The sequence below is a fragment of the Acidipropionibacterium timonense genome, assembly GCF_900605005.1.
GTDB classification, from domain to species: Bacteria; Actinomycetota; Actinomycetes; order Propionibacteriales; family Propionibacteriaceae; genus Cutibacterium; species Cutibacterium timonense.
Genome location: NZ_LR027558.1, coordinates 301,099 through 321,701 on the forward strand (window position 1 = coordinate 301,099; position 20,603 = coordinate 321,701).

General features: G+C 71.6%; 21 protein-coding genes and 2 riboswitches. Of the genes, 18 read left to right on the forward strand and 3 right to left on the reverse strand.

Annotated features, from left to right (window positions below; genetic code table 11):
• Positions 1–136 precede the first annotated feature (136 nt).
• From E0E30_RS01460 to E0E30_RS01475, 4 genes are read left to right on the forward strand one after another with little or no spacing between them, the layout of a single operon-like run.
• Complete coding sequence (locus E0E30_RS01460) at positions 137–1,063, forward strand: ABC transporter ATP-binding protein (protein ID WP_130864781.1); 927 nt, start codon at positions 137–139, stop codon at positions 1,061–1,063.
• Positions 1,060–1,809 carry an ABC transporter permease gene (locus tag E0E30_RS01465; protein ID WP_130864782.1) on the forward strand — a complete coding sequence of 250 codons (750 nt, stop codon included), beginning with the start codon at positions 1,060–1,062 and terminating at the stop codon, positions 1,807–1,809. Before E0E30_RS01460 ends, E0E30_RS01465 begins: the two co-directional genes overlap by 4 nt.
• A 10-nt stretch (positions 1,810–1,819) precedes the next feature.
• Positions 1,820–2,935, forward strand: coding sequence for a sensor histidine kinase (locus tag E0E30_RS01470; RefSeq protein ID WP_130864783.1), 1,116 nt, complete (start codon positions 1,820–1,822; stop codon positions 2,933–2,935).
• Positions 2,936–2,939: 4 nt separating this feature from the next.
• On the forward strand, positions 2,940–3,545 hold the full coding sequence (locus tag E0E30_RS01475; protein ID WP_130864784.1) for a response regulator transcription factor: 606 nt from the start codon (positions 2,940–2,942) through the stop codon (positions 3,543–3,545).
• A gap of 6 nt (positions 3,546–3,551) precedes the next feature.
• Here E0E30_RS01475 and E0E30_RS01480 read toward each other — a convergent pair whose 3' ends face one another.
• Entirely contained in the window at positions 3,552–4,124 is a 573-nt protein-coding gene (locus tag E0E30_RS01480) for a histidine phosphatase family protein (protein ID WP_130864785.1), read from the reverse strand.
• Between the two features lie 64 nt (positions 4,125–4,188).
• Here E0E30_RS01480 and E0E30_RS01485 point away from each other — a divergent pair, with 64 nt between their 5' ends.
• The 10 genes from E0E30_RS01485 to E0E30_RS01530 all read left to right on the forward strand — a co-directional run bounded on the left by E0E30_RS01485 (position 4,189) and on the right by E0E30_RS01530 (position 16,245).
• Complete coding sequence (locus E0E30_RS01485; RefSeq protein ID WP_130864786.1) at positions 4,189–5,217, forward strand: cobalamin biosynthesis protein; 1,029 nt, start codon at positions 4,189–4,191, stop codon at positions 5,215–5,217.
• Complete coding sequence (locus tag E0E30_RS01490; protein ID WP_130864787.1) at positions 5,214–6,668, forward strand: cobyric acid synthase; 1,455 nt, start codon at positions 5,214–5,216, stop codon at positions 6,666–6,668. The genes E0E30_RS01485 and E0E30_RS01490 overlap by 4 nt, the downstream gene beginning before the upstream one ends.
• A 217-nt stretch (positions 6,669–6,885) precedes the next feature.
• Positions 6,886–7,131 (forward strand): ATP-binding cassette domain-containing protein, encoded by a 246-nt coding sequence (locus tag E0E30_RS01495; RefSeq protein ID WP_130864788.1) that lies wholly within the window; start codon positions 6,886–6,888, stop codon positions 7,129–7,131.
• A 236-nt stretch (positions 7,132–7,367) separates the two neighbouring features.
• Positions 7,368–9,377 (forward strand): YhgE/Pip domain-containing protein, encoded by a 2,010-nt coding sequence (locus E0E30_RS01500; protein WP_130864789.1) that lies wholly within the window; start codon positions 7,368–7,370, stop codon positions 9,375–9,377.
• Between the two features lie 14 nt (positions 9,378–9,391).
• A complete protein-coding gene (locus E0E30_RS01505) occupies positions 9,392–10,030 on the forward strand; it encodes a TetR/AcrR family transcriptional regulator (RefSeq protein WP_167853849.1) in 639 nt (212 codons plus the stop codon).
• Between the two features lie 22 nt (positions 10,031–10,052).
• Positions 10,053–10,170, forward strand: a riboswitch (cobalamin riboswitch).
• A gap of 26 nt (positions 10,171–10,196) precedes the next feature.
• Entirely contained in the window at positions 10,197–10,952 is a 756-nt protein-coding gene (gene cobI / locus E0E30_RS01510; protein ID WP_130864791.1) for a precorrin-2 C(20)-methyltransferase, read from the forward strand.
• A complete protein-coding gene (gene cobM, locus E0E30_RS01515) occupies positions 10,949–11,797 on the forward strand; it encodes a precorrin-4 C(11)-methyltransferase (protein WP_130864792.1) in 849 nt (282 codons plus the stop codon). Before cobI ends, cobM begins: the two co-directional genes overlap by 4 nt.
• Positions 11,794–14,217, forward strand: a complete 2,424-nt coding sequence (gene cobJ, locus E0E30_RS01520) for a precorrin-3B C(17)-methyltransferase (protein ID WP_130864793.1) — start codon at positions 11,794–11,796, stop codon at positions 14,215–14,217. The genes cobM and cobJ overlap by 4 nt, the downstream gene beginning before the upstream one ends.
• Positions 14,210–15,451: a CbiX/SirB N-terminal domain-containing protein gene (locus E0E30_RS01525; protein WP_130864794.1), complete on the forward strand. Its 1,242-nt coding sequence runs from the start codon at positions 14,210–14,212 to the stop codon at positions 15,449–15,451. The genes cobJ and E0E30_RS01525 overlap by 8 nt, the downstream gene beginning before the upstream one ends.
• 32 nt (positions 15,452–15,483) lie before the next feature.
• Entirely contained in the window at positions 15,484–16,245 is a 762-nt protein-coding gene (locus E0E30_RS01530; RefSeq protein ID WP_130864795.1) for a hypothetical protein, read from the forward strand.
• A 3-nt stretch (positions 16,246–16,248) separates the two neighbouring features.
• Here E0E30_RS01530 and E0E30_RS01535 read toward each other — a convergent pair whose 3' ends face one another.
• On the reverse strand, positions 16,249–16,902 hold the full coding sequence (locus E0E30_RS01535; RefSeq protein WP_130864796.1) for a precorrin-8X methylmutase: 654 nt from the start codon (positions 16,900–16,902) through the stop codon (positions 16,249–16,251).
• A 254-nt stretch (positions 16,903–17,156) separates the two neighbouring features.
• Here E0E30_RS01535 and E0E30_RS01540 point away from each other — a divergent pair, with 254 nt between their 5' ends.
• Genes E0E30_RS01540 through E0E30_RS01555 form a run of 4 tightly spaced genes read left to right on the forward strand, consistent with a single transcriptional unit; the run spans position 17,157 to position 19,885 of the window.
• Positions 17,157–17,858 carry an energy-coupling factor ABC transporter permease gene (locus tag E0E30_RS01540; RefSeq protein WP_130864797.1) on the forward strand — a complete coding sequence of 234 codons (702 nt, stop codon included), beginning with the start codon at positions 17,157–17,159 and terminating at the stop codon, positions 17,856–17,858.
• Positions 17,851–18,237 carry an energy-coupling factor ABC transporter substrate-binding protein gene (locus tag E0E30_RS01545; RefSeq protein WP_130864798.1) on the forward strand — a complete coding sequence of 129 codons (387 nt, stop codon included), beginning with the start codon at positions 17,851–17,853 and terminating at the stop codon, positions 18,235–18,237. Before E0E30_RS01540 ends, E0E30_RS01545 begins: the two co-directional genes overlap by 8 nt.
• Positions 18,234–19,055, forward strand: coding sequence for a cobalt ECF transporter T component CbiQ (cbiQ, locus tag E0E30_RS01550; RefSeq protein ID WP_130864799.1), 822 nt, complete (start codon positions 18,234–18,236; stop codon positions 19,053–19,055). Before E0E30_RS01545 ends, cbiQ begins: the two co-directional genes overlap by 4 nt.
• On the forward strand, positions 19,052–19,885 hold the full coding sequence (locus E0E30_RS01555) for an energy-coupling factor ABC transporter ATP-binding protein (RefSeq protein ID WP_411913979.1): 834 nt from the start codon (positions 19,052–19,054) through the stop codon (positions 19,883–19,885). The genes cbiQ and E0E30_RS01555 overlap by 4 nt, the downstream gene beginning before the upstream one ends.
• On the opposite strand, the gene cbiT is transcribed toward E0E30_RS01555, so the two are convergent.
• Complete coding sequence (gene cbiT, locus E0E30_RS01560) at positions 19,860–20,450, reverse strand: precorrin-6Y C5,15-methyltransferase (decarboxylating) subunit CbiT (protein ID WP_130864801.1); 591 nt, start codon at positions 20,448–20,450, stop codon at positions 19,860–19,862. The two genes, E0E30_RS01555 and cbiT, sit on opposite strands and share 26 nt — an antisense overlap.
• 61 nt (positions 20,451–20,511) lie before the next feature.
• A riboswitch (adenosylcobalamin (AdoCbl) riboswitch) is annotated at positions 20,512–20,598 on the forward strand.
• Positions 20,599–20,603 lie beyond the last annotated feature (5 nt).

Genomic DNA, 20,603 nt, shown 5'->3' on the forward strand with positions numbered 1-20,603 from the left:
GCGTGCTCTCAGGGCGGTCGCAATGCAGTTGCGCGGGGTTCCGTGGCGGGAGGGCCGGTGGCCGTGACGAATGTCATGGGCAGGTCGTGACGTCATCCCCTGTCGCCTCGGCGGGTCCCGTCGGGACACTGGATCCATGGAGAACGCAGCGATCCACGTCCAGGACCTCGTCAAGAGTTTCCGGCGACCCGGCGGCCAGGAGAGGCTCGTCGCCGTGGACCATCTGTCCCTGACCATCGACCGGGGCGAGGTCGTCGCCTTCCTGGGCCCCAACGGGGCGGGCAAGTCGACGACCATCGACATGATCCTCGGGTTGACGAGCCCCGACAGCGGGACCGTCGCCGTCCTCGGCTCAGATCCCCGTCAGGCCGCCCGATCGGGTCGGGTCGGGGCGGTGTACCAGACCGGTGGCCTGCTGCCCGACTTCACCGTGGCCGAGACGATGAAGGCCATCGCCGCCACCCACGGCAAGGCCTCCCGGGTGGCTCCGCTCATCGACCGTTGGGGCCTGGCCTCCTTCGCCGGCACCAAGGTGCGCAAGTGCTCGGGTGGCCAGCAGCAGCGCCTGCGGTTCGCCCTGGCCATGATCCCCGACCCGGAGATCCTCGTCCTCGACGAGCCGACGACCGGCCTGGACGTCGAGTCGCGACGCCGGTTCTGGCAGGTCATGGCCGAGGAGGCCGACGCCGGCCGGACGATCATGTTCGCCACCCACTACATCGAGGAGGCCGACTCCTTCGCCCGTCGGGTCGTCCTCATCTCCGGCGGACGGATCGTCGCCGACGGTCCCATCGACGAGGTCCGCGCCTCCGTCACCGGATCGACCGTCGAGGCCACCCTCGACGACCCGGCCGCCGAGGCGGCGTCACTGCGTGGACGACACGGCATCCTCGACGTCACCGTCCAGGGGCAGCGTCTCGTCGTTCGCACCGACCGGCCCGACGACCTCGCCCGGCACCTGCTCACCGCCACCGACGCCCGCGGCCTGCTCATCTCGACCACCACCCTCGAGGACGCCTTCGTCCACCTCACCTCGTCCGACGCCCCGGAGGCTGCAGCATGATCACCTACGCCCTTCTCGATTTCCGTCGCATGGTGCGCAACACGGGCACCATCGTCTTCGCGATCCTCATGCCGGTCGGCTTCTACCTCATCTTCGGGGCCGCCCAGTCGTTCGACGACGCCGACCTCGACCACGGCAACGTCAAGGCCGTCATCATGGCCTCCATGGCGGCCTACGGGGCCATCGTGTCGGCCAGCTCCCTGGGATCGCAGGCCGCCCTCGAACAGGAACGCGGATGGGGCCGGCAACTGGCCCTCACCCCCATGACCCCGCTGCGCTACGTCGTCGCCAAGGCCATGGCGGTCGAGTGCGTCGCCCTGGCCCCCGTCGTGCTCGTCTTCCTCGTGGGGGCCCTCACCGGCGCCCACATCGACGGCGTGAGATGGTTGTGGACCCTCCTGCTGTGCTGGGTGTGCGCCATGCCGTTCACCCTGCTCGGACTGACGATGGCGCTCCTCGTGCGCAGCGAGTCGGCGACCTCGATCAGCGCCTTCTGCATCGTCGCCCTGGCCTTCCTGGGCAACATGTTCGTGCCGCTCAGCGGGTTCATGCTCAAGCTGGCCCGGTTCACGCCGATGTACGGCCCCAACCAGCTGGCACGGGTCCCGATCATGGGCTCGTACATCACGTCGGGGAACTCGATGGTGGCCGAGCCGTTGTGGCGCCCCATCGTCGGTATCGTCGTCTGGACGATCGTCCTCGGCGCCCTGGCCGTCATGGCGGGTCGCCGGCGTCAGGAGCGGTGAGGAGGAGGCCATGGGGGTCATCGTCAGGTCCCTGCCCAGGGCCACGCTGGCCAGCCGGCGTCGCAGTGTCCTGGAGTCAGGGATCTGGCTCATCTTCCTCGCGGACGCCGCGATCGCGCTCGTCGCCTCGCGCCCGCCGATGTGGCGGGCGACGCTGGGATGGGTCGGGCTGGCCGTCTTCGCCGCCACCTACCTCGGCCTCTTCTGGTGGAATGCCAACGGCCTGTACCTGTGGTTCACGACGGGCAAGGTGAGGCTCGGCGCCCTCGTCGGCCTCGTGGCGATCCTCGCCCTGGGCGGGCTGCTCACGGTCGCGAGCCCGGCAGCCGGGATCGTCACCCTGGCCTATCCCGTCGCGTTCGCCATCTTCGAGTTGCCCCTGGCAGCCTTCGTCGTGGTCATCGTCATCGAGACCGCCGCGGTGGGCACGCTGCTCCTCGTCGACCCGCCTGCCGCCCCGTGGACGATCGGTGCCGCCATCTCGGTCGGCGTCGTCAGCGTTCTCGGGTTCCTTCACCGCAGCAGTACGAGGGCCCAGATCATTCGGGCGGCCGACCAGGACCTCGTCTCCCGGCTCGAGGAGCGCGAGCGGATCGCCTCGGACGTCCACGACCTGCTCGGCCAGACCCTCACCGTCATGGCCATGAAGGCCGAACTCGTCGAGCGCCTCGTCCGCTGCGACCCGGACGCCGCCGCGGAGGAGGCCCGTGCCCTGCACGGGTTGTCCCGTGAATCCCTGCGCCAGGTCCGCGAGCTCGTCGCCGGGATGCGACAGGTCTCCCTCGACTCCCAACTCACTGCTGCCCGCACGGCCCTGCAAGCAGGCAACGTCACCTGCCAGGTCATCGATGAGCGCACCGGGGCTGCATCGAGCTTCGACACCGTGCGTGGCTGGGTGCTGCGCGAGGCGGTGACGAACGTCGTGCGCCACGCGCAGGCGCACAGTTGCCGGATCGAGGTGACCGACGACACCTTGGCCGTGACCGACGACGGACGCGGTCGGGGGGACGCTGCGGAGGGCAACGGCCTGGCCGGCATGCGCCGACGGGTGGAGACGGCCGGGGGAGAGCTGTGGATCGGCCCGGGGGACCGCGGTCGCGGCACCCGGATCCTCGTGACAGGCTGAGTTCATGATCAGGCTCGTGCTCGCCGACGACCAGGCCCTCGTCCGGGGCGCCCTGGCCGCCCTGCTCGGCATGGAAGCCGACCTCGAGGTCGTCGGCACCTGTGGTCGGGGGGACGAGGTCGTCGACCTCGTGACGAGCACCCATGCCGACGTCTGCCTGCTCGACATCGAGATGCCCGGCGGCGACGGCATCACCGTCGCGACACAGCTGTCCCTCAGGGCCGAGTGGTGCCGGGTCCTCATCGTCACGACCTTCGGTCGGCCCGGTTACCTGCGGCGAGCCATGGACGCCGGCGTGGCCGGATTCCTCGTCAAGGACACCCCTGCCGGGGAACTGGCCCGCGCGGTGAGGACGGTGCACGCCGGCGGCCGGGTCATCGACCCGGCACTCGCTGCCGAGTCCCTCATCGAGGGGCACAACCCGTTGTCGGACCGGGAGCAGCAGATCCTGCGCCTGGCCGAGTCGGGGGCGTCCATGGCCCTCATCGCGTCCCGGTTGCACCTGTCGGTGGGCACGGTGCGCAATCACGTGTCCTCGGCGATCGGGAAGACCGGGGCCGCCAATCGCACCGAGGCGGCGGTCACCGCCCGCCATCGGGGATGGCTCTGAGGACGCTCAGCTGCCGTTCCCGGGCGGTGTCACGTCCCGCACGACGACGATCCCGTTGGTGAGCGGCAGGTCCCAGTCGAGGTCACGGTGACTGCGACCATCGAGGACGCCCAGGAGCACCCGCAGCGTGTCGCCGTGGGTGACGAGGACGACGTCCCCGCTGCCCTCGGCGGCCAGGTCGGCCAGCAGCGACCGGCAGCGGTCGGCGACGTCGGCCAGGGACTCCCCGCCACCCCACCGGACGTCGGCGACGTCCACCCCGTCGGGCACCGGGATGGGATCGAGGTCGGCGGCGACGCGACCCTCCATCTCGCCGAGACCCTGTTCGCGCAGCCGCGGGTCGAGGATCGGGCACACCCGTAGCGCCCGGGCGATGGGGCGGGCCGTCTGTCGGGCCCGACGCTGGTCGGAGACGATGACCGGTGTGCCGGGGGACACCAACTCGCGGACCTGCCGGGCGGCCCGCGCTGCCTGACGCCGTCCGAGCAGCGTCAACGGGACCCCCATCGTCTGCCCCTGGATGCGGCCGCGACGGTTCCACGTCGACTGTCCGTGCCTGACCATGACGATGCGGCTCACCTGCACGAGGCTAGCGGTCCCGGCCAGCCGGGTCGGCCCCGCGTCCCCTCGGTAGGGTGGCGCCATGTCGTTCACCCCTCGTCGTCGCGCCGCCGTGAGCCTGCTCGCCCGGGCAGCTGGCATCGCCCTGGGCGTCGCAGCCGACCGTCTCATCGCCGACCCTGCCGAGCACCACCCGGTCGCCCTCTTCGGGACGGCCGCTGGGCGGTTGGAGAAGGCCATGTACGCCGATGCGGCGTCTCGCGGCGCCGTCCTCACCGCCGCTTGCCTGACCCCACTCGCCGCCGGGGGAGCGATCGTCGACCGTCTCACCCGACACCGCCCGCTCGCGCGTGTCCTCACCACGGCCGCAGTCACCTGGGCCGTCATCGGGGCGGCATCCCTGACCAGGGAGGGGCGGGCCATGGCCGCCCACCTGGCCGACGACGACCTGGCCGCGGCACGGGAGCGCCTGCCCCACCTGTGCGGGCGAGACCCCGAGGCTCTCGACGCCTCCGAGATCGCCCGCGGGACCGTCGAGTCGATGGCCGAGAACACCTCGGACGCCGCCGTCGCGTCGGTGTTCTGGGGTGCGCTCGCCGGCCTCCCCGGCCTGCTCGTCCACCGCGGGGCCAACACCCTCGACGCCATGGTCGGCCACCACAACGACCGGTACGAGCGCTTCGGCACAGTGGCCGCCCGCCTCGACGACGTCCTCGACTGGGCACCGGCCCGGCTCACCGGGGCCCTGGCCTCCCTGTGCGCCCCGACCGTCGGTGGTCACCGCGCCGCGACCTGGCGAGCGGTCCTGGCCGAGCACGCCCACCACCCGAGCCCCAATGGAGGCTGGTGCGAGTCGGCCTGGGCGGCGGCCCTGCGCGTCCAGCTCGGCGGCCGCAACGTCTACTACGGTGACCGAGTCGAGTTCCGTCCGCTGCTCGGATCGGGTCCGAGACCCGACGCCGCGGCGGTGCGACGAGCTGCCGATCTCGTCGGCACCGTGACCTGTGCGGCGACCGGCGCGGCGGTTGTCGCCCTGGCCGGCGTCGCCCATGTGCTCTTCCACGGCGGTCCATGGCCCGCCCGACCGCTCGACGACAGGAGCTCGCGATGACCGGTCTGCTCGTCGCCGGGACCTCGTCGGACGCCGGCAAGTCGCTCGTCGTCACCGGACTGTGCCGGGCGGCCCGACGTCGCGGGATCGACGTCGTCCCGTTCAAGGCGCAGAACATGTCGAACAACTCCATGGTCTGTGCCGACGGGTCCGAGATCGGCCGGGCCCAGTACCTCCAGGCCACGGCGGCCGGTGTCGTGCCGAGCTCGGCGATGAACCCCGTCCTCCTCAAGCCCGGCACCGACCGGAGGTCCTTCATCGTCCTGCGCGGCCAGCCGGGTGGGGTGCTCGAGGCCGGCCAGTACACCACCGGACGGCGCCACCTCGCCCAAACAGCCTGGGCCGCCTACGACGAGCTCGCCGCCGCCCACGACCTCGTCCTGTGCGAGGGGGCCGGATCGCCGGCCGAGATCAACCTGCGCCGGGGTGACTACACGAACATGGGCCTGGCCAGGGCGAGGAACCTGCCGGTGGTGCTCGTCGGCGACATCGACCGCGGCGGGGTCCTGGCGTCCCTCTACGGCACCTGGGCCCTGCTCGAGGAGGCCGATCGCGCCCTGCTCGCGGGCTATCTCATCAACAAGTTCCGGGGTGACGACGCCATCCTCGCTCCCGGGCTCGAGGAGATCACCCGGCGTACCGACATGGACTGTCTCGGTGTCCTGCCGTGGGTGCCCGGGGTCTGGCTCGACGGGGAGGACGCCCTCGAGGTCGGTCGCTGGCGCCACGAGGGGGACGCCGTCGACCCGTCGGCGCTGCGGGTCGCGGTGGTGCGCTTCCCCCGGATCTCGAATGCCACCGACGTCGATGCCATGGCCGGCGAGCACGGGGTCGACGTCCAGGTGACGACGAGTCCGGACACCTGCGCGACGGCCGATGTCGTCGTCCTGCCCGGGTCGCGATCGACGGTGAGCGACCTCGACTGGCTACGACGCACCGGCCTGGCCGACGTCGTCACCCGTCGGGCCGCCCAGGGACGACCGGTTGTCGGCATCTGCGGTGGCTACCAGATGCTGTGCCGCACCATCACCGATCCCGCCGGTCAGGAGGCCGCCCCGGGCAGCGTCGTCAAGGGGCTCGGCCTGCTGCCGGTGGACGTCGACTTCGGAGTCGCCAAGACCCTCGCCCTCTCGCAGGGGTCCTGGCGGGGGATCGAGGTCGGCGGGTACGAGATCCACCACGGCGTGTGCCGCCCGATGGAGCCGGCCGAGCAGTTCCTCGACGGCGTCCACGTCGGGTCGGTGTGGGGGACGATGTGGCACGGCGCCTTCGAGCACGACGAGTTCCGGCGGGCCTGGCTCGAGCAGGCCGCGCACGACGTGGGCTCGCCGTGGCGTCCGGACCGGTCGAGGATCGGCTACGCGGCACGACGGGAGGCCATGATCGACACCTTGGCCGACGCTCTCGAGGAGCACGTCGACGTCGAGCGCATCCTCGCGATGGCGCGCTGATGTCTGCATTTGACTGACCGGTCAGTCAGTTTCATGATGGAGGCATGACCTCCACGGAGCCCCTCGTCCACGCGCGCGCCTTGACCCTGTCGGGACGCCGCGGCGCCGTCTTCGGCCCGGTCGACCTCGAGCTGGCCCCGGGTTCCTGTGCCGCCCTGCTCGGCCCCGAGGGGTCGGGCCGCACGGCGCTCCTGCTCACCCTGGCCGCGCCAGGCACGTGTGGCAGCTCGACCCCCTCGACCGCCAGCGACTGCGCCTCTGCTTCACCCTCCTCAGCGATCCCGAGCTGCCGTGCGTCGACGACGTCACCGCCCTGCACGGCCCCGACGACCAGCGCCGGCTGTGGGACTGCCTCGAGCGGGTCCGCGCCGGCGGGACGACCGTCGTCGCCGCCACGACCAATCCCGACACCATCCCGGGGGACGTCCTCACCGTGCCCATGACCACCCACCCGGAGAACTGACATGACGCTCCACCTGCCGCATGCCCTCAACGAGGTGCGCAAGTTCCGCTTCTTCCCGGCGGCCATCGTCATGGCCGTCCTCATCCCGCTCATCTACTCGGGCATCTATCTCGCTGCCTTCTGGAACCCCACCGGCCACCTCGACCGCGTGCCGGTGGCCCTCGTCGTCGAGGACACACCGGCCCGCCGGGACCGACGGGACGACGCTCGACGCCGGTCGCACGGTCGCCGACACCATGACGTCGACCGACACCTTCGACTGGCACGAGGTCTCCGCGCAGACCGCCCGCGACGGGGTCGACGACGACACCTACGCCGCCGAGGTGCTCATCCCCGAGGGCTTCTCGGCACCCCTGGCCGGTTCCGGCTCCGACCTGAGGGCAGCCCGGATCCGCGTCGTCTACAACGACGCCAACGGCTACACGACGCGCACCGTCGTCTCCACCGTCGTCACCCGCATTCATGACGCCGTCTCCCAGTCCCTCGGCAGCCAGCTCGCCGACAAGCTGTTCCTGGGCTACACGTCCATCCATGACCAACTGTCCGGTGCGTCGACCGGGGCACGGACCCTGGCCGACGGGGCCGGCAGCCTCGACTCCGGCGTCCTCAAGCTGTCGACGGCCTCCGCCCAGCTCGCCTCCGGGACAGCCACCCTGGCCGGTGGCGTCCACGAGGCGGCAACCGGGTCGACGGCACTGGCCGACGGGGCCAGCACCCTCTCCGGCAAGCTGGAACAGGCCCGATCCGGGGCACGGCAGGTGTCCGCCGGAGCCACGAGACTCTCCCAGGGGCTCCCGGCGGCGGTGAGCGGCGCGACGACCTTGGCCCAAGGGGCGAGCGCGCTGGCCGACGGCGCGACGACGGCCGCGTCCTCCTCGTCCACCCTCGCGGACTCCCAGCAGACCGCCGCCACCTCGGCGTCGACCCTGGCGAGCACGCTCTCCCAGGCCTCCACCGGAGCCACCCAGCTCGCCGCCGCCCTCGCGGCGGGCCCCTCGAGCCAGCAGCAGGCAGCCATCGCCCAGTTCACCGCCACCCTCAGCGCGCCCCAACAACAGGCCTTCGCGACCCTCCTCGGCTCCCTCCAGGCCAACCAGCGGACCGCGGCGACCGCCGCCGGGCTCACCCGGGCCTCGACGGGGGCATCCACCCTGGCCGCAGGCCAGCAGCGGATCGCCACGGGGCAGACGCAGCTCACCGCCGGTCTGTCGACGCTGGCCTCCAAGGAGAAGACGTGGTCGACCGGGGCCGCAACCCTCCACAGCTCGCTGGTGACCGCCGCCGGCGGAGCGTCCTCCCTGGCCACAGGCGCCTCCAGCCTGTCGAGCGGGGTCGACCGGCTCGCCACTGGTGCGTCCACCCTGGCCCAGAGCAGCCGGACCCTCTCCGACGGCCTGGGGCGCCTGGACACCGGATCGGCAACCCTGGCCTCCGGATCGAGCCAGCTCGCCACCGGCGCAGCGAGCGCCAGATCCGGGTCGAGCAAGGTGGCCTCGGGGGCGTCGTCCATGTCCTCGGGGAACGCCAAGGCGGCCACCGCCGTACCCAGCTACTCCAGCGCCCGGGCCTCGGCCAACGCCAAGGTCGTCGCCCAGCCGGTCGAGGAGTCCCAGTCGTGGCTGCACCGGGCCTCCGGCAACGGCGAGGGGTTCGCGCCCTACTTCGCCGGGGTGAGCCTCTACGTCGGCGGCATCATCCTGTGGATCCTCCTGCGGCCCCTCAATCGACGCAACCTCCTCACCCCGGTGTCCGCCCGGCGGATCGTCGTGCGCGAGTACGTGCCCGCCTGCGCTCTCGGGGTGATGGGGTCGATCGCCCTGGTGTCGATGCTCGTGTGGGGCATGGGTCTGCACCCTGGGCACCTCGTCGCCATGTTCGGCGTGGCCGCCCTGGCCAGCCTGTGCTTCCTGGCTCTCCAGCAGATGCTCGTCATCTGGTTCCGGACGCCCGGACGGCTGCTGGCGATCATCCTCCTCATCGTCCAGCTCGCCTCGGCCAACGGCACCTATCCGGTCGCCACCTCGCCGGCCTTCTACCGAGCGGTGAGTCCGTGGCTGCCGATGACCCACGTCGTCACCGGGCTGCGCCAGGCCATCACCGGAGACCTGGGGGTGCCGTTCTGGACCGCCGTGCTCTTCCTCGCCCTGGGCTGTCTGGCATGCCTGGTGGTCTCGATGATCGGCGCCGCCCGGTCGCGCACCTGGACCCTGTCCTCGCTCCATCCGGCGCTCAAGGTCGCCGTGTGAGTAGGGTCGGGGCCATGGTCGAGTCACAGGCGTCCGGGAAGACGACGCGACAAGGTCGGCGGGACCGCACCCGTTCCGAGATCATGTCCGCGGCGATCCCGCTCTTCGCCGATCAGGGATACGGGTTGACGAGCATGGACCAGGTGGCCCAGGCCGCGGGGGTGAGCAAGGGGCTCATCTTCCACACCTTCGGATCGAAGGCCGGGCTGTTCGAGGCGATCTTCCAGACCTTCGCCGACCGAGCCCTGTCCTGCATCCTCGAGGCTCGTGAGGGCAAGGTGGGCTTCGCCGCCCTCGACGCCATCACCGGCAGCCTGCTCCACCTGGTGTGCGAGCACCCCACGCAGGCGACGATCATCCTCACCGAGATGTGGCGGGCCGACCGCCCCTGGCAGGAGGTCACCGAGCGCTTCCGGCGGTCGGTGACGGACCCGGTGGCCCAGGTCGTCGGCGAGGTGTACCAGGACCGACGCAAGGCCGGGCTGGTCGACGTCGACCGTAGTCAAGAAGACTTCGAGACGGTGGCGCAGGCCTACTTCGGGGCAGCGGTCGTCGCCGGGCTCGACCACGTGCTGCGCAATCCGCAGGGGTCGGTCGATGACCTCCACGCGACGGTCCGGGTGGCCATGACCTCGCTGGTGAGGACGCCCTGACGTGCCCCTGACGCCCTGCCGCTATGCTCGTCCTGCGATCGGGCAGGGAGGAATCCGGTGTCACTCCGGAGCGGTCCCGCCACTGTGAGCCGTCCCCGGGGCGGTGCAGCCAGACACTCCGCCGATCGAGTGACGTCATCGGGCGCGGACACCTGAGGAGGGCGACATGACAGTCGGTGCAGCACGGACCCTGGTCGGGGTGGGGGTGGGTCCCGGTGACCCCGAACTCGTCACCCTCAAGGCGCGACGCCTTCTCGAGGAGGCCGACGTCGTCCTCGTGCCGGCCACCGAGAAGTCGGGTGAGGGACCGGGCCGGGCCGAGGCCATCGTCCTGGCGGCCTGCCCGCGGATGCGAGGGGAGCTGCGTCGGATCCCGTTCTCGATGGAGCAACGACGTGGCATCGGTGCCAAGCGGATCGAGTCCTGGCAGGTGTCGGCCGACGCCGCCGTCGCCGCCTTCGAGGCCGGGGCGCGGACCGTCGCCCTGGCCACCGTCGGCGACCCCGCCGTCTTCTCGACCTTCACCTATCTGCGCGCCAGCGTCGAGGAGCGCATGCCCGACGTCGTCGTGAGCCTCGTCCCGGGGATCACCGCCATGCAGGCCCTGGCCGCAGCCTCCGGGACGCCCCTGGTCGAGGGCCGCGAGATCCTCGCCCTCGTCCCGGCGACCGTCGGCGTCGACAAGCTCGGCGAGGTCCTCGACGTCGTCGACTCGGTGGCTGTCTACAAGGGAGGACGCACCCTGCCGCAGGTCCTCGACGAGATGAGGGCGCGTGGGCGTGACGCCGTCCTCGGCACCGACGTCTCCCTGCCCACCGAGCACCTGCTCGGCCTGGCCCAGGTGGACGCCGGGGCGACCGCACCGTACTTCTCGACCGTTCTGTCGGTCCCCGAACGCACCGTCACGGGAGGAAAACTGTGAGCACACCGACCAGCGGGAAGGTCGTCTTCGTCGGGGCCGGGCCGGGCGCCGCCGATCTGGTGAGTGTGCGTGGCGCCAAGGTCATCGCCGCCGCCGACATCATCATCTGGGCATCCAGCCTCGTCCACCCCGACATGGTCGCCGACCACAAGCCCGGGGCCGAACTCATCGACTCGGCGTCGATCCCGCTCGAGGATCTCGAACCGGTGTACACCCGCGCCCGGGACGAGGGCCTGCTGGTGGCTCGGGTGCACACTGGCGACCCCTCCATCTACGGCGCCACCGCCGAACAGCGAGACCTGTGCCGTCGGGTCGGCATCGACTTCGAGACCATCCCGGGCATCTCGGCCTTCTCGGCCGCCGCCGCGCGCATGGACGTCGAGATCACCGTGCCCGAGGTGTCCCAGTCGCTCGTCCTCACCCGGTTGGAGGGGGGCCGGACCCCCATGCCCGACGGGGAGACCGTCGAATCCTTCGCCCGGCACGGTGCCACCATGGCCATCTACCTGTCGGCCGCGCGCAACCGTGCCCTCCAGGAGGCCCTCCTGTCCGGCGGCTACCCCCCGGACACGCCGTGCATCATCGGCTTCTCGGTCTCCTGGCCCGAGGAACTCATGATCCGCTGCGACCTGGCCCACCTGTCCGAGACGATGCGCGAGCACAAGCTGTGGAAGCACACCGTCGTCCTCGTCGGCCCGGCCCTGGCCGAGGGGCCACTGGCCACCCGCAGCCACCTCTACCATCCCGGGTTCCGCCACGAGTACCGCGGAGCCGACCCGGCCGCCCACGCCGACCTGAAGGCCCACGGCACCCGTGGCGTGCTCGAGGAGGAGAAGCACTCATGATCCGCGTCCACGGCTACCTCGGCACCATCACCGAGGCCATGAGATCCGACGTCGACGCCGCCGACCTCGTCGTCGGAGGACGCCGCCACCTCGACGCCCTCGGGGTCGGCGAGGCGCGTCGTCAGGTCCTCGGCGGGATCGGCCCGGCGGTCGACCGCATCCGGGCCCTGGGTGAGGACGCCCGGGTCGTCGTCGTCGCCTCGGGCGACCCGCTCTTCTTCGGCGTCGTCCGACGCCTGCGCGCCGAGGGACTGCGCCTCGAGGTCGTCACCGCGCCGACCTCGTTGCAGGCGGCCTTCGCCGCCGTCGCCCTGCCCTGGGACGACGCCCAGCTCGTCAGTGCCCATGCCGGCGGCCTCGGGACCGCCATCCGGATGGCCAGGGTGCACCCCAAGGTCGGCATCCTCACCGCCCCGGGACGGGGTCTGCCCGAACTCGTCGCCGGACTGGGCGGCCTGGACCGCACCTTCGTCCTGGCCGAACATCTGGGGGAGGAGGGACAGCGCGTCCGGGTGCTCGACGCGGCCGCCGCGCGAGCCGTCGACCCGCACGACATCGCCAGCCCCAACGTCGTCCTCGTCCTGGCCCATCACCCCGACTCCGCGGAGGCCCTCGGTGTCAGCCCGGTCCTCGCCGGGGACGCCGATCTGCCCGACCCCGACGACCCGGCCCCCGGCCAGGACCGCAACCCCGACGGGTCCGACCGCCAGCCCATCGTCGGGCAGGTCGTCAACAGTGACCTGGCTCGGACCCACGCCCAGGCCATCGAGAACGCCCTGGGTCGGCCCACCCGTCTCTACGACGGACCCTCGCGGACCGGCCTGGCCAAGGCCTGGGGGGAGTGCGACCTCATCGTCTCGCACCTGGCGCTCGGAGCCACGACGCGGATCATCGCCCCATTGCTGGAGTCGAAGAAGACCGATCCCGGTGTCGTCGTCGTCGACGAGGCCGGACACTTCGCCATCCCGCTGGTCGGTGGGCACGTGGGCGGGGCCAATGACCTGGCCCGCACCATCAGCGCCGCCTTGGGGGGAACCGCCGTCGTCTCCACCGCCACCGACTCCCTCGGTGTGCCCGCCCTCGACCAGCTCGGCTGGGCCTATGAGGGGGACGTCGCCACGGTCACCGGGGCCATCCTCGCCGGGCGTCCGGTGCGGGTCGTCCGGGAACAGCCCTGGCCCCTGCCGCCGCTGCCGCGCAATGTCGGCGAGGACGCCGCCGATCCCGTCGCCCGCATCCTCGTCACCGACCGTGAGGTCTTCGTCGAGGACCTGCCGACCGTCGTCCTGCACCCGCGCTCCCTCGTCGTGGGAATGGGCTGCAACAGCGGCACCGACGTCGACCACCTGCGCCAGCTGCTCGACGACACCCTCCGCGAGGCCGGCCTGGCCCGCGGATCGGTGAGCATCCTGGCCAGCCACGAGGTCAAGGCCGGGGAACTCGGGCTCATCAAGCTCGCCCACGAGCTCGGCGTCGAGTACCTCACCCAGCCCGCCGAGGTGCTCGCCGCCCAGGACGCCCCGACCCCCTCGCAGGTCGTCGCCCGCGAGGTCGGCACGCCGAGCGTCGCCGAGGCCTCCGTCCTGGCCCACGGGGCGACGCTCCTGGTGCCCAAGCACAAGACGACCGAGGCGACCATCGCCGTGGGCCGCATCCCCGCGCGCGGCCACCTGTCGGTCGTGGGCCTGGGGCCGGGCTCCCGGGACCTGCTCACCCCGCGCGCCGTACGCGCCATCCAGGACGCCACCTTCGTCGCCGGGTACGCCCCCTACGTCCGGCAGATCCGCGACCTCGTGCGGCCCGGGGCGACGATCCTCGCCACGAAGATGGGCACCGAGGAGGAGCGCACCGCCGCCGCCATCGACGCCGCCCGCTCCGGGGCCAACGTCGCCTTCGTCTGCGGGGGAGACCCGGCCATCTACGCCATGGCCTCTCCCACCCTCGAGATGGGCACCGACGGCATCGACGTCGAGATCATCCCCGGGGTCACCGCCGAACTGGCCGTCTCGGCCATCCTCGGCGCCCCGCTCGGCCATGACCACGCGACGATCAGCCTGTCGGACCTCCACACCGACTGGGAGGTCATCCTCAAGCGGGTCCGGGCCGCCGCCGAGGGCGACCTCGTGACGACCTTCTACAACCCGCGGTCACGCACCCGCACCCACCAGTTGCCCGATGCCCTGGCGATCATGGCCGACCATCGCCCGCCGACCACCCCGGTGGCCCTCGTCTCGCACGCCGAGCGACGCCAGCAGGAGGTCATCATGTCGACCCTCGCCGACTTCGACCCGTCCTGGGTCGGCATGACGACCCTCGTCGTCGTCGGCTCGTCGACCTCGAAGTACGTCACCTCAGGGGACGGGCGTCGTCTCCTCGTCACCCCCCGCGACTACCACTGGATGAAGGAGTCCCATGACTGACGATCTCACGGCAGGAATCCCCCTCGTCATCGCCGCCCACGGCACCCGGAGCGCCGAGGGCATCGCCCAGTGCCGGGCTCTGGTCGACCGGGTCCGGCGGATGCTCCCGGGCACCCCGGTCGAACTCGGTTTCGTCGAGCTGGCCGAACCCGGGATCGACGAGGCCGTCGAACGGGCCATCGCCGGCCAGAGTTCGCCCGTCGACGACGACAGCCCGCGGGCCGTCGTCGTCCCGCTCATGCTGCACACCGGTGGGCACGTGCGCCAGGGCATTCCCGAGGCCATCGACGCGGGACGCCACGAGGAGCGGGTCGTGTACTCGCGGCCGCTGTCCCCGGACCCGCGACTGCGGCGCGTCCTCGTCGACCGGGTCACCGAGCTGCTCGGCTCCGACTGGCGCGCCCGCGACACCGACGCCGTCCTCGTCGGACGCGGGGCCGACGTCGCCGAGGCCAACGCCGCCCACTACACCCTCACCCGGATGTTCTGGGAGGAGTCCGGGCTGGCCCGGGTCGAGCCGGCGTTCATCCAGGTGACCCGCCCCTCCGTGCCCGAGGCGCTGTCCGCCCTGGCCGCCCGCGGCCAGGACCACATCCTCGTCCTCGGCAACTTCCTGTTCACCGGCAAACTCGACGAGTGGCTCCACGAGCAGGTCGACGCCTGGGCGGCCGCCCACCCGGGGATCGAGGTGCGCGTCGCCCCGGTCATCGGGGACTGCGAGGAGCTCGCCCGGGTCGTCGTCGACCGCTACCGGGAGCCGCTCGACGAGGCCGGACTGGGGGAGGGCGCCCCGGTGTACATGTCGGCCCTGCGCCTGCAGGACCGTCCGGTGCTCGTCGTGGGTGCCGGACGGGTCGCCGAACGGCGCATCGTGAGGTTGCTCGAGGCTGGGGCCCAGGTGCACGTCGTCGCCCCCAATGCCGGGATCCGGGTCTCCCGGATGGCCGCACAGGGTCAGGTGCGCTACGACAAGCGGCCCTTCGCACCGGACGATCTCGACGGCGTCTGGTTCGTCCAGGCCCTCACCAACGACCCGCAGGTCAACGCGGAGGTGGGGCGCCTGTGCCAGGAGCGCCGCATCTTCTGCGTGCGGGGCGACGCCGGACGTCTCGGCTCGGCCTTCACCCCGGCCACCGGGCAGGCCGGCGGCATGACGGTGAGCGTCGTCGGTGATCGCACCCCGCGCCGGTCGGCGAAGCTGCGCGACGAACTCATCAAGGCCCTCCAGGACTGAGCCGACCGGCCCGGGGCCTCTAGGATCGACGGGTGATCGCCCACGACCTGCACTCCCTCGGTTTCGACGCCGACACCCTCGACACCCTCGTCGACTCCGCCGTGCGCGCCGGGGTGACGGGGGTCGAGGAGGTCGGTGGGTTCGACCTCCTGGCCGCCTACACCGACCCCTCCGGCGCGCGGCTGGCACTGCTCGGGCGCGAGGGCCGGATCGAGACGATGGCCTCGCTCGTCGCCCCGACGACCCACCGTGCCCACGTGCTCCGGCTCACCCCGACGGTGGCGCGGGTCGATCTCGTCGACGCCGACGGGCAGGCCCTGGCGCGGTTCCTGGCCGACGTCGACGACCCCGTGGAGTACCCGCTCACCGAGCCGCCGGCGACCGTCGAGCACCTGCGTGTCGGGGCGGTGGCCAATGGGTACATCCGCGTGTACGACTCCGAGGAGGCCTACGGGGCCTCGGAGGAGGGGGCGATCGGCACCTCGGGCCAGGTGCAGTTCGCCGCCGGACACCTCATCAGCCCCTGGCTCATGGAACTCAACGCCGGTCGGGCCCGACCCGAGGAGGTGAGCCCGGCCGCCGAGATGACGATGGTCGTCCAGCGGGTCGACCGGCGCACCAATGAGCTCACCGGGGTGGACTGGTGGCGGGTCATGGGCTCGGTCGGGGTCGACCTCACCCTGTCCCTGCCCTGTGATCTGCCCCACGAACCCCGTCCGGGGTCGGTCCTGTCGGGCCGGGTGGTGCCGGTCGTGTCGTCGGGGGTGTGGGAACAGGGACGGTTCTGGGGTTGATCCTCAGCGGTGCTCGTTGGTGAGTTCGTCGGTCGAGGCGATGGCGTTGACGGCGGCCACCGTCACCGCCGAGCCACCCCGGCGTCCCAGCAGGGTGATGTACTCCAGGCCCAAGGGGGAGTCGACGAGGGCCTGCTTGGACTCGGCCGCCCCGACGAAGCCGACCGGGATGCCGACGACGGCCGCCGGACGGGCCCCGGTGCGCTCACACACCTCGAGCATCCGGAACAGGGCGGTCGGGGCGTTGCCGATGGCGACGACGGCCCCGTCGAGACGGTCCTCGGAGGCCCACAGGTCGACGGCCGCGCAGGTCTTCGTCGTCCCGTGTTCGGCGGCCAGGGCGGCCAACCGCGGCTCCTTGATGTGGCAGACGACGTCGACGCCCTTCGGCAGACGCGACCGGATGATGCCGGTGGCCGTCATCGACGAGTCGCAGAGGATCTGCGCCCCTCCGGCGAGAGCAGCCCTGGCCGAGGCGACGACCCCCGGGGTGAAGGCGATGGAGTCGGCGATGGCCGGATCGGCCGCCGCGTGCACCATGCGGACGACGACCCGCTCGACGTCGGCCGGGAAGCGCTCGAGGTTCGACTCGGCCCGGATGATCCGGAACGACTCGCGGTAGATGTCGGACCCGTTGTTGACGTAGTCGTTGACCATCCGTCGACCTCCTGTTCGCCTGGGACGGTTCGAGCCTACCGACCCCCACCCCGGTGCCACCGACCGCACCGGGTGTGACAGACTGTCGCCTGACAACTCAACACATCTCGATCCGACGGTCGGAAGCCGGGAGACGCCGGCACGGTCGCGCCACTGTGAACGTCCCGCCATGCGCGGACGGAAGTCAGAATGGCCGTCGGGGACGAGCCTTTCCAGGACGGGACGCGAGATCCCGAGAAAGGAGAAGGATCCCCGTGCACATCGCGGAGGGAATTCTCTCACCCACACAGTGCGCCATCTGGTATGCCGCCAGCGCGCCCTTCGTCATCCACGGCGCCCGTGAGGTCGTCCGTCAGGTCCGCCATCATCCGGAGAACAAGCTGCTGCTCGCCACCGCGGGGGCCTTCACCTTCGTCCTGTCGGCCATCAAGCTGCCCAGCGTCTCGGGTTCCTCCTCGCACCCGACCGGCACCGGCGTCGGCGCCATCCTCTTCAAGCCGCCGGTCATGGCCTTCCTCGGCATGATCGTCCTCATCTTCCAGGCCCTGCCGCTGGCCCACGGCGGCATCTCGACCCTGGGAGCGAACACCTTCTCGATGGCCATCGCCGGGCCGTGGGCCGGCTACGCCTTCTACAAGCTCACGAAGAAACTCGGTGGTCCGGACGCCCTGGCGGTGTTCCTCTGCATGGTGTTCTCGGACTTCGTCACCTACTGCGTCACCAGCGTCCAGCTCGGCATCGCCTTCCCGGACGCCACCTCGGGCGTGTGGGGGGCTGCCGTGAAGTTCCTCGGCATCTTCGCCATCACGCAGATCCCGCTGGCCATCATGGAGGGCCTCGTCGGCATCGTCCTGTTCCGTTTCCTCGCCAAGGTCGCCGGCCCGCAGCTGCACCAGCTCGGCGTGCTGCGTGACGCCCCGGTCACCGAGCCCGTGAAGGAGGCCGCTCATGTCTGAGGCCGTGCACCATGACACCTCACTGACGAACTCCAAGAAGTGGGTGACGCCGCTCCTCCTGGTCCTCGTCGTCGTCATCTTCGTCATCTCGATGGTCTTCGGGTCGCGGCACACCGCCAGCGGCGAGGAAGGCTTCGGCGGGACGGACGACGCCGCCGCCGAGGCCGCCGAGAAGGCCGGCGCCAAGCCGTGGATCCAGCCGATCTTCGAGCCGAACTCCGGTGAGGTCGAGTCGGGCCTCTTCGCCCTCCAGGCTGCACTGGGGGCCGGCATCGCCGGCTTCGCCCTGGGCCGCATGTCGGGCAGGCACAAGGCTCGGGAGGAGGCCATGAAGGCGTCCGACCTCCCCTCGACGATGCCGCTCGTCGACCACTCATGACGATCACGTCCCTTGACGACGCCGCCTGGGACAGTCCCTGGCGGCGTCGTCCCGTGGGGGAGAAGGTCGCGCTGAGTCTCGGCCTCCTGCTCACCGCCCTGTGCACCCCCGAGGTGCGCATCGGGTCGCAACCTGTCGGGTTGTGGCCGGGGGCCCTGCTGGTGGCCCTCATCGCCCTCATCGCCCTGGTGGAGCCGGCGCGGATCCGGCCACGTGTGGTGTGGGAGGCCATGGTGGGCCCGCTCGTCTTCCTCCTCATCGGAGGGCTGTCCGTGCTCGTGAGCATCGGGACCACCCCGGCCGGCACGACGTGGTGGAGCTGGGGGTTCCTCAGCGTCGGGCCGCGCTCGGCCGCCCAGGCGGGATCCCTCGTCGAGCACGGCCTCGGCGGCACGCTGGCGCTCATGGTGCTGGCCCTGACGACGCCGATGGTCGACATCCTCACCTGGCTGAGAAAACTGCGCATTCCCGACCCGCTGCTCGAGATCGCCTCGCTCACCTACCGGCTCATCTTCGTGCTCCTCGACACGGTCGTCAGCGCCACCGAGGCCCAACGGTGCCGGCTCGGCGATGCCCCGGCCGGCGGGATGCGCCGTCGGATCGAGAACACCGCCGCCCTCATGGGATCGGTGGGAGTCCGGGCGTGGAACCGGGCCGAACGACTCAACGCCGGCCTGGTCAATCGGGGATTCGAGTCGGCCCTCCTCACCGTGCCGTTGACCCGGCGCGGCTCACGTCAGTTCCAGATCGTCGCCGCCGCGGCGGTCCTCATGGTGTGGGTGGCCTGCTGGGCGCTCACGGGAAGGGTGTGGCGATGACGACACTGCTCGCCACGAGATCACTGTGCGCGACCCATCCGGGTCGTCCCCTGGTGTTGTCCGAGGTCGACGTCGACCTGCGTCAGGGAGTGCGCGTCGCCATCCTGGGGGCCAACGGGTCGGGCAAGACGACCCTGCTGCGATGCCTGTCGGGGTCACTCGAGCCGGTCTCCGGGCAGGTCATGCGCGAGGAGACGGTGCTGCGGTACGGGCGTGCCGACCTTCGGGAGCACCGCCGCGACGTGCAGCTCGTCCTCCAGGATCCCGATGACCAGCTCTTCAGCGCCGACGTCTTCCAGGACGTCTCCTTCGGGCCGATGAACATGGGGCTGCCGGTCGACGAGGTGCGTGACCGGGTGGGCGAGGCGCTGGCCCTGCTGGGGGCCGGACATCTGGCCGAGCGGCCCACCCATCAGCTGTCCTACGGCGAACGCAAGCGGGTGGCCGTCGCCGGCGCCGTCGCCATGCGGCCCAGACTCCTGCTCCTCGACGAGCCGACCGCCGGCCTCGACCCGGTCGGGGTGAGCCAGATGCTGGCCGCCCTCGATCGGCTGCGGGAGGCCGGGACGACGGTGGCCATGGCGACCCATGACGTCGATCTGGCCCTGGCCTGGGCCCAGGAGGCGCTCATCGTCGTCGACCACACCGTCGTGCAGGGGCCGATCGACACGCTCCTGGCGGACGCCGACCTCGTCGAGCGGGCGCACCTGCACCTGCCTTGGCCGCTCGAGCTGGCCCGGCGTCTGGGACTGGCGGTCCGGCCGCGGACGATGGACGAGGTCGTCGAGGCCCTCGGGAAGGGTGTCAGCGAGTCCACGTCCACGCGGTGACGGTGCGGGCGGGCTGCCAGCCGCGCAGCCGCCCGATGTGATCGGCGGTCTCGACGCCGACCCTCATGAGGTCTCCGCCGAGGCGGCCGGACAACTCGATGAGCAGCGCCTCGGCCTCCATCGTCACCCCATGGATGACCAGACGCCCGCCCTGCCGTAGACGCGGCGTGCAGGCGTCCACGAGGGAGGCCGTGGCCCCGCCGCCGATGAAGATCGCGTCCGGGTCGGGCAGGCCCTCGGGCAGCCCGGCGGCCAGGTCGGCGTCGATGATGGTCACCTGACCGGGCAGGGTGAGGGACTCGGCGTTGAGACGCGCATTGTCGGCGCGGTCAGGGTTGCGTTCGACGCCGAAGGCCCGGCAGCTCGGGTCGGCCCGGCACCATTCGACGGCGATCGACCCGGCGCCGGCACCGAGGTCCCAGAGGACCTCTCCGGCTCGCGGTCGGAGGGCGGCCAGGGCGATGGCCCGCACCGGATGCTTGGTGATGAGTCCGTCATGGACGAAACGGTCCTCGGCCAGGCCTGGGGTGCGGCCGAGGAGGGTGGCGTCAGGATCGAAGGTCACGACGGCCAGCCTACGACGGGTCCGGGTGCACCCCGGGGGCGCCGATGTGCCAGAATCACGCTGATCGATCGGGAGGAATTCCGGTGTGAATCCGGAGCGGTCCCGCCACTGTGAGCCCTCGGGCAAGCCAGGTCGTCCGGGTCGGTCACCCAT

Excerpts from the sequence above, each read along its gene's own strand:
- E0E30_RS01460 (WP_130864781.1), top strand. The coding sequence starts at position 137 with ATGGAGAACGCAGCGATCCACGTCCAGGACCTCGTCAAGAGTTTCCGG.
- E0E30_RS01465 (WP_130864782.1), top strand. The coding sequence starts at position 1,060 with ATGATCACCTACGCCCTTCTCGATTTCCGTCGCATGGTGCGCAACACG.
- E0E30_RS01470 (WP_130864783.1), top strand. The coding sequence starts at position 1,820 with ATGGGGGTCATCGTCAGGTCCCTGCCCAGGGCCACGCTGGCCAGCCGG.
- E0E30_RS01475 (WP_130864784.1), top strand. The coding sequence starts at position 2,940 with ATGATCAGGCTCGTGCTCGCCGACGACCAGGCCCTCGTCCGGGGCGCC.
- E0E30_RS01485 (WP_130864786.1), top strand. The coding sequence starts at position 4,189 with ATGTCGTTCACCCCTCGTCGTCGCGCCGCCGTGAGCCTGCTCGCCCGG.
- E0E30_RS01490 (WP_130864787.1), top strand. The coding sequence starts at position 5,214 with ATGACCGGTCTGCTCGTCGCCGGGACCTCGTCGGACGCCGGCAAGTCG.
- E0E30_RS01500 (WP_130864789.1), top strand. The coding sequence starts at position 7,368 with ATGACGTCGACCGACACCTTCGACTGGCACGAGGTCTCCGCGCAGACC.
- E0E30_RS01505 (WP_167853849.1), top strand. The coding sequence starts at position 9,392 with ATGGTCGAGTCACAGGCGTCCGGGAAGACGACGCGACAAGGTCGGCGG.
- cobI (WP_130864791.1), top strand. The coding sequence starts at position 10,197 with ATGACAGTCGGTGCAGCACGGACCCTGGTCGGGGTGGGGGTGGGTCCC.
- cobJ (WP_130864793.1), top strand. The coding sequence starts at position 11,794 with ATGATCCGCGTCCACGGCTACCTCGGCACCATCACCGAGGCCATGAGA.
- E0E30_RS01525 (WP_130864794.1), top strand. The coding sequence starts at position 14,210 with ATGACTGACGATCTCACGGCAGGAATCCCCCTCGTCATCGCCGCCCAC.
- E0E30_RS01535 (WP_130864796.1), bottom strand. The coding sequence starts at position 16,902 with ATGGTCAACGACTACGTCAACAACGGGTCCGACATCTACCGCGAGTCG.
- E0E30_RS01545 (WP_130864798.1), top strand. The coding sequence starts at position 17,851 with ATGTCTGAGGCCGTGCACCATGACACCTCACTGACGAACTCCAAGAAG.
- cbiQ (WP_130864799.1), top strand. The coding sequence starts at position 18,234 with ATGACGATCACGTCCCTTGACGACGCCGCCTGGGACAGTCCCTGGCGG.
- E0E30_RS01555 (WP_411913979.1), top strand. The coding sequence starts at position 19,052 with ATGACGACACTGCTCGCCACGAGATCACTGTGCGCGACCCATCCGGGT.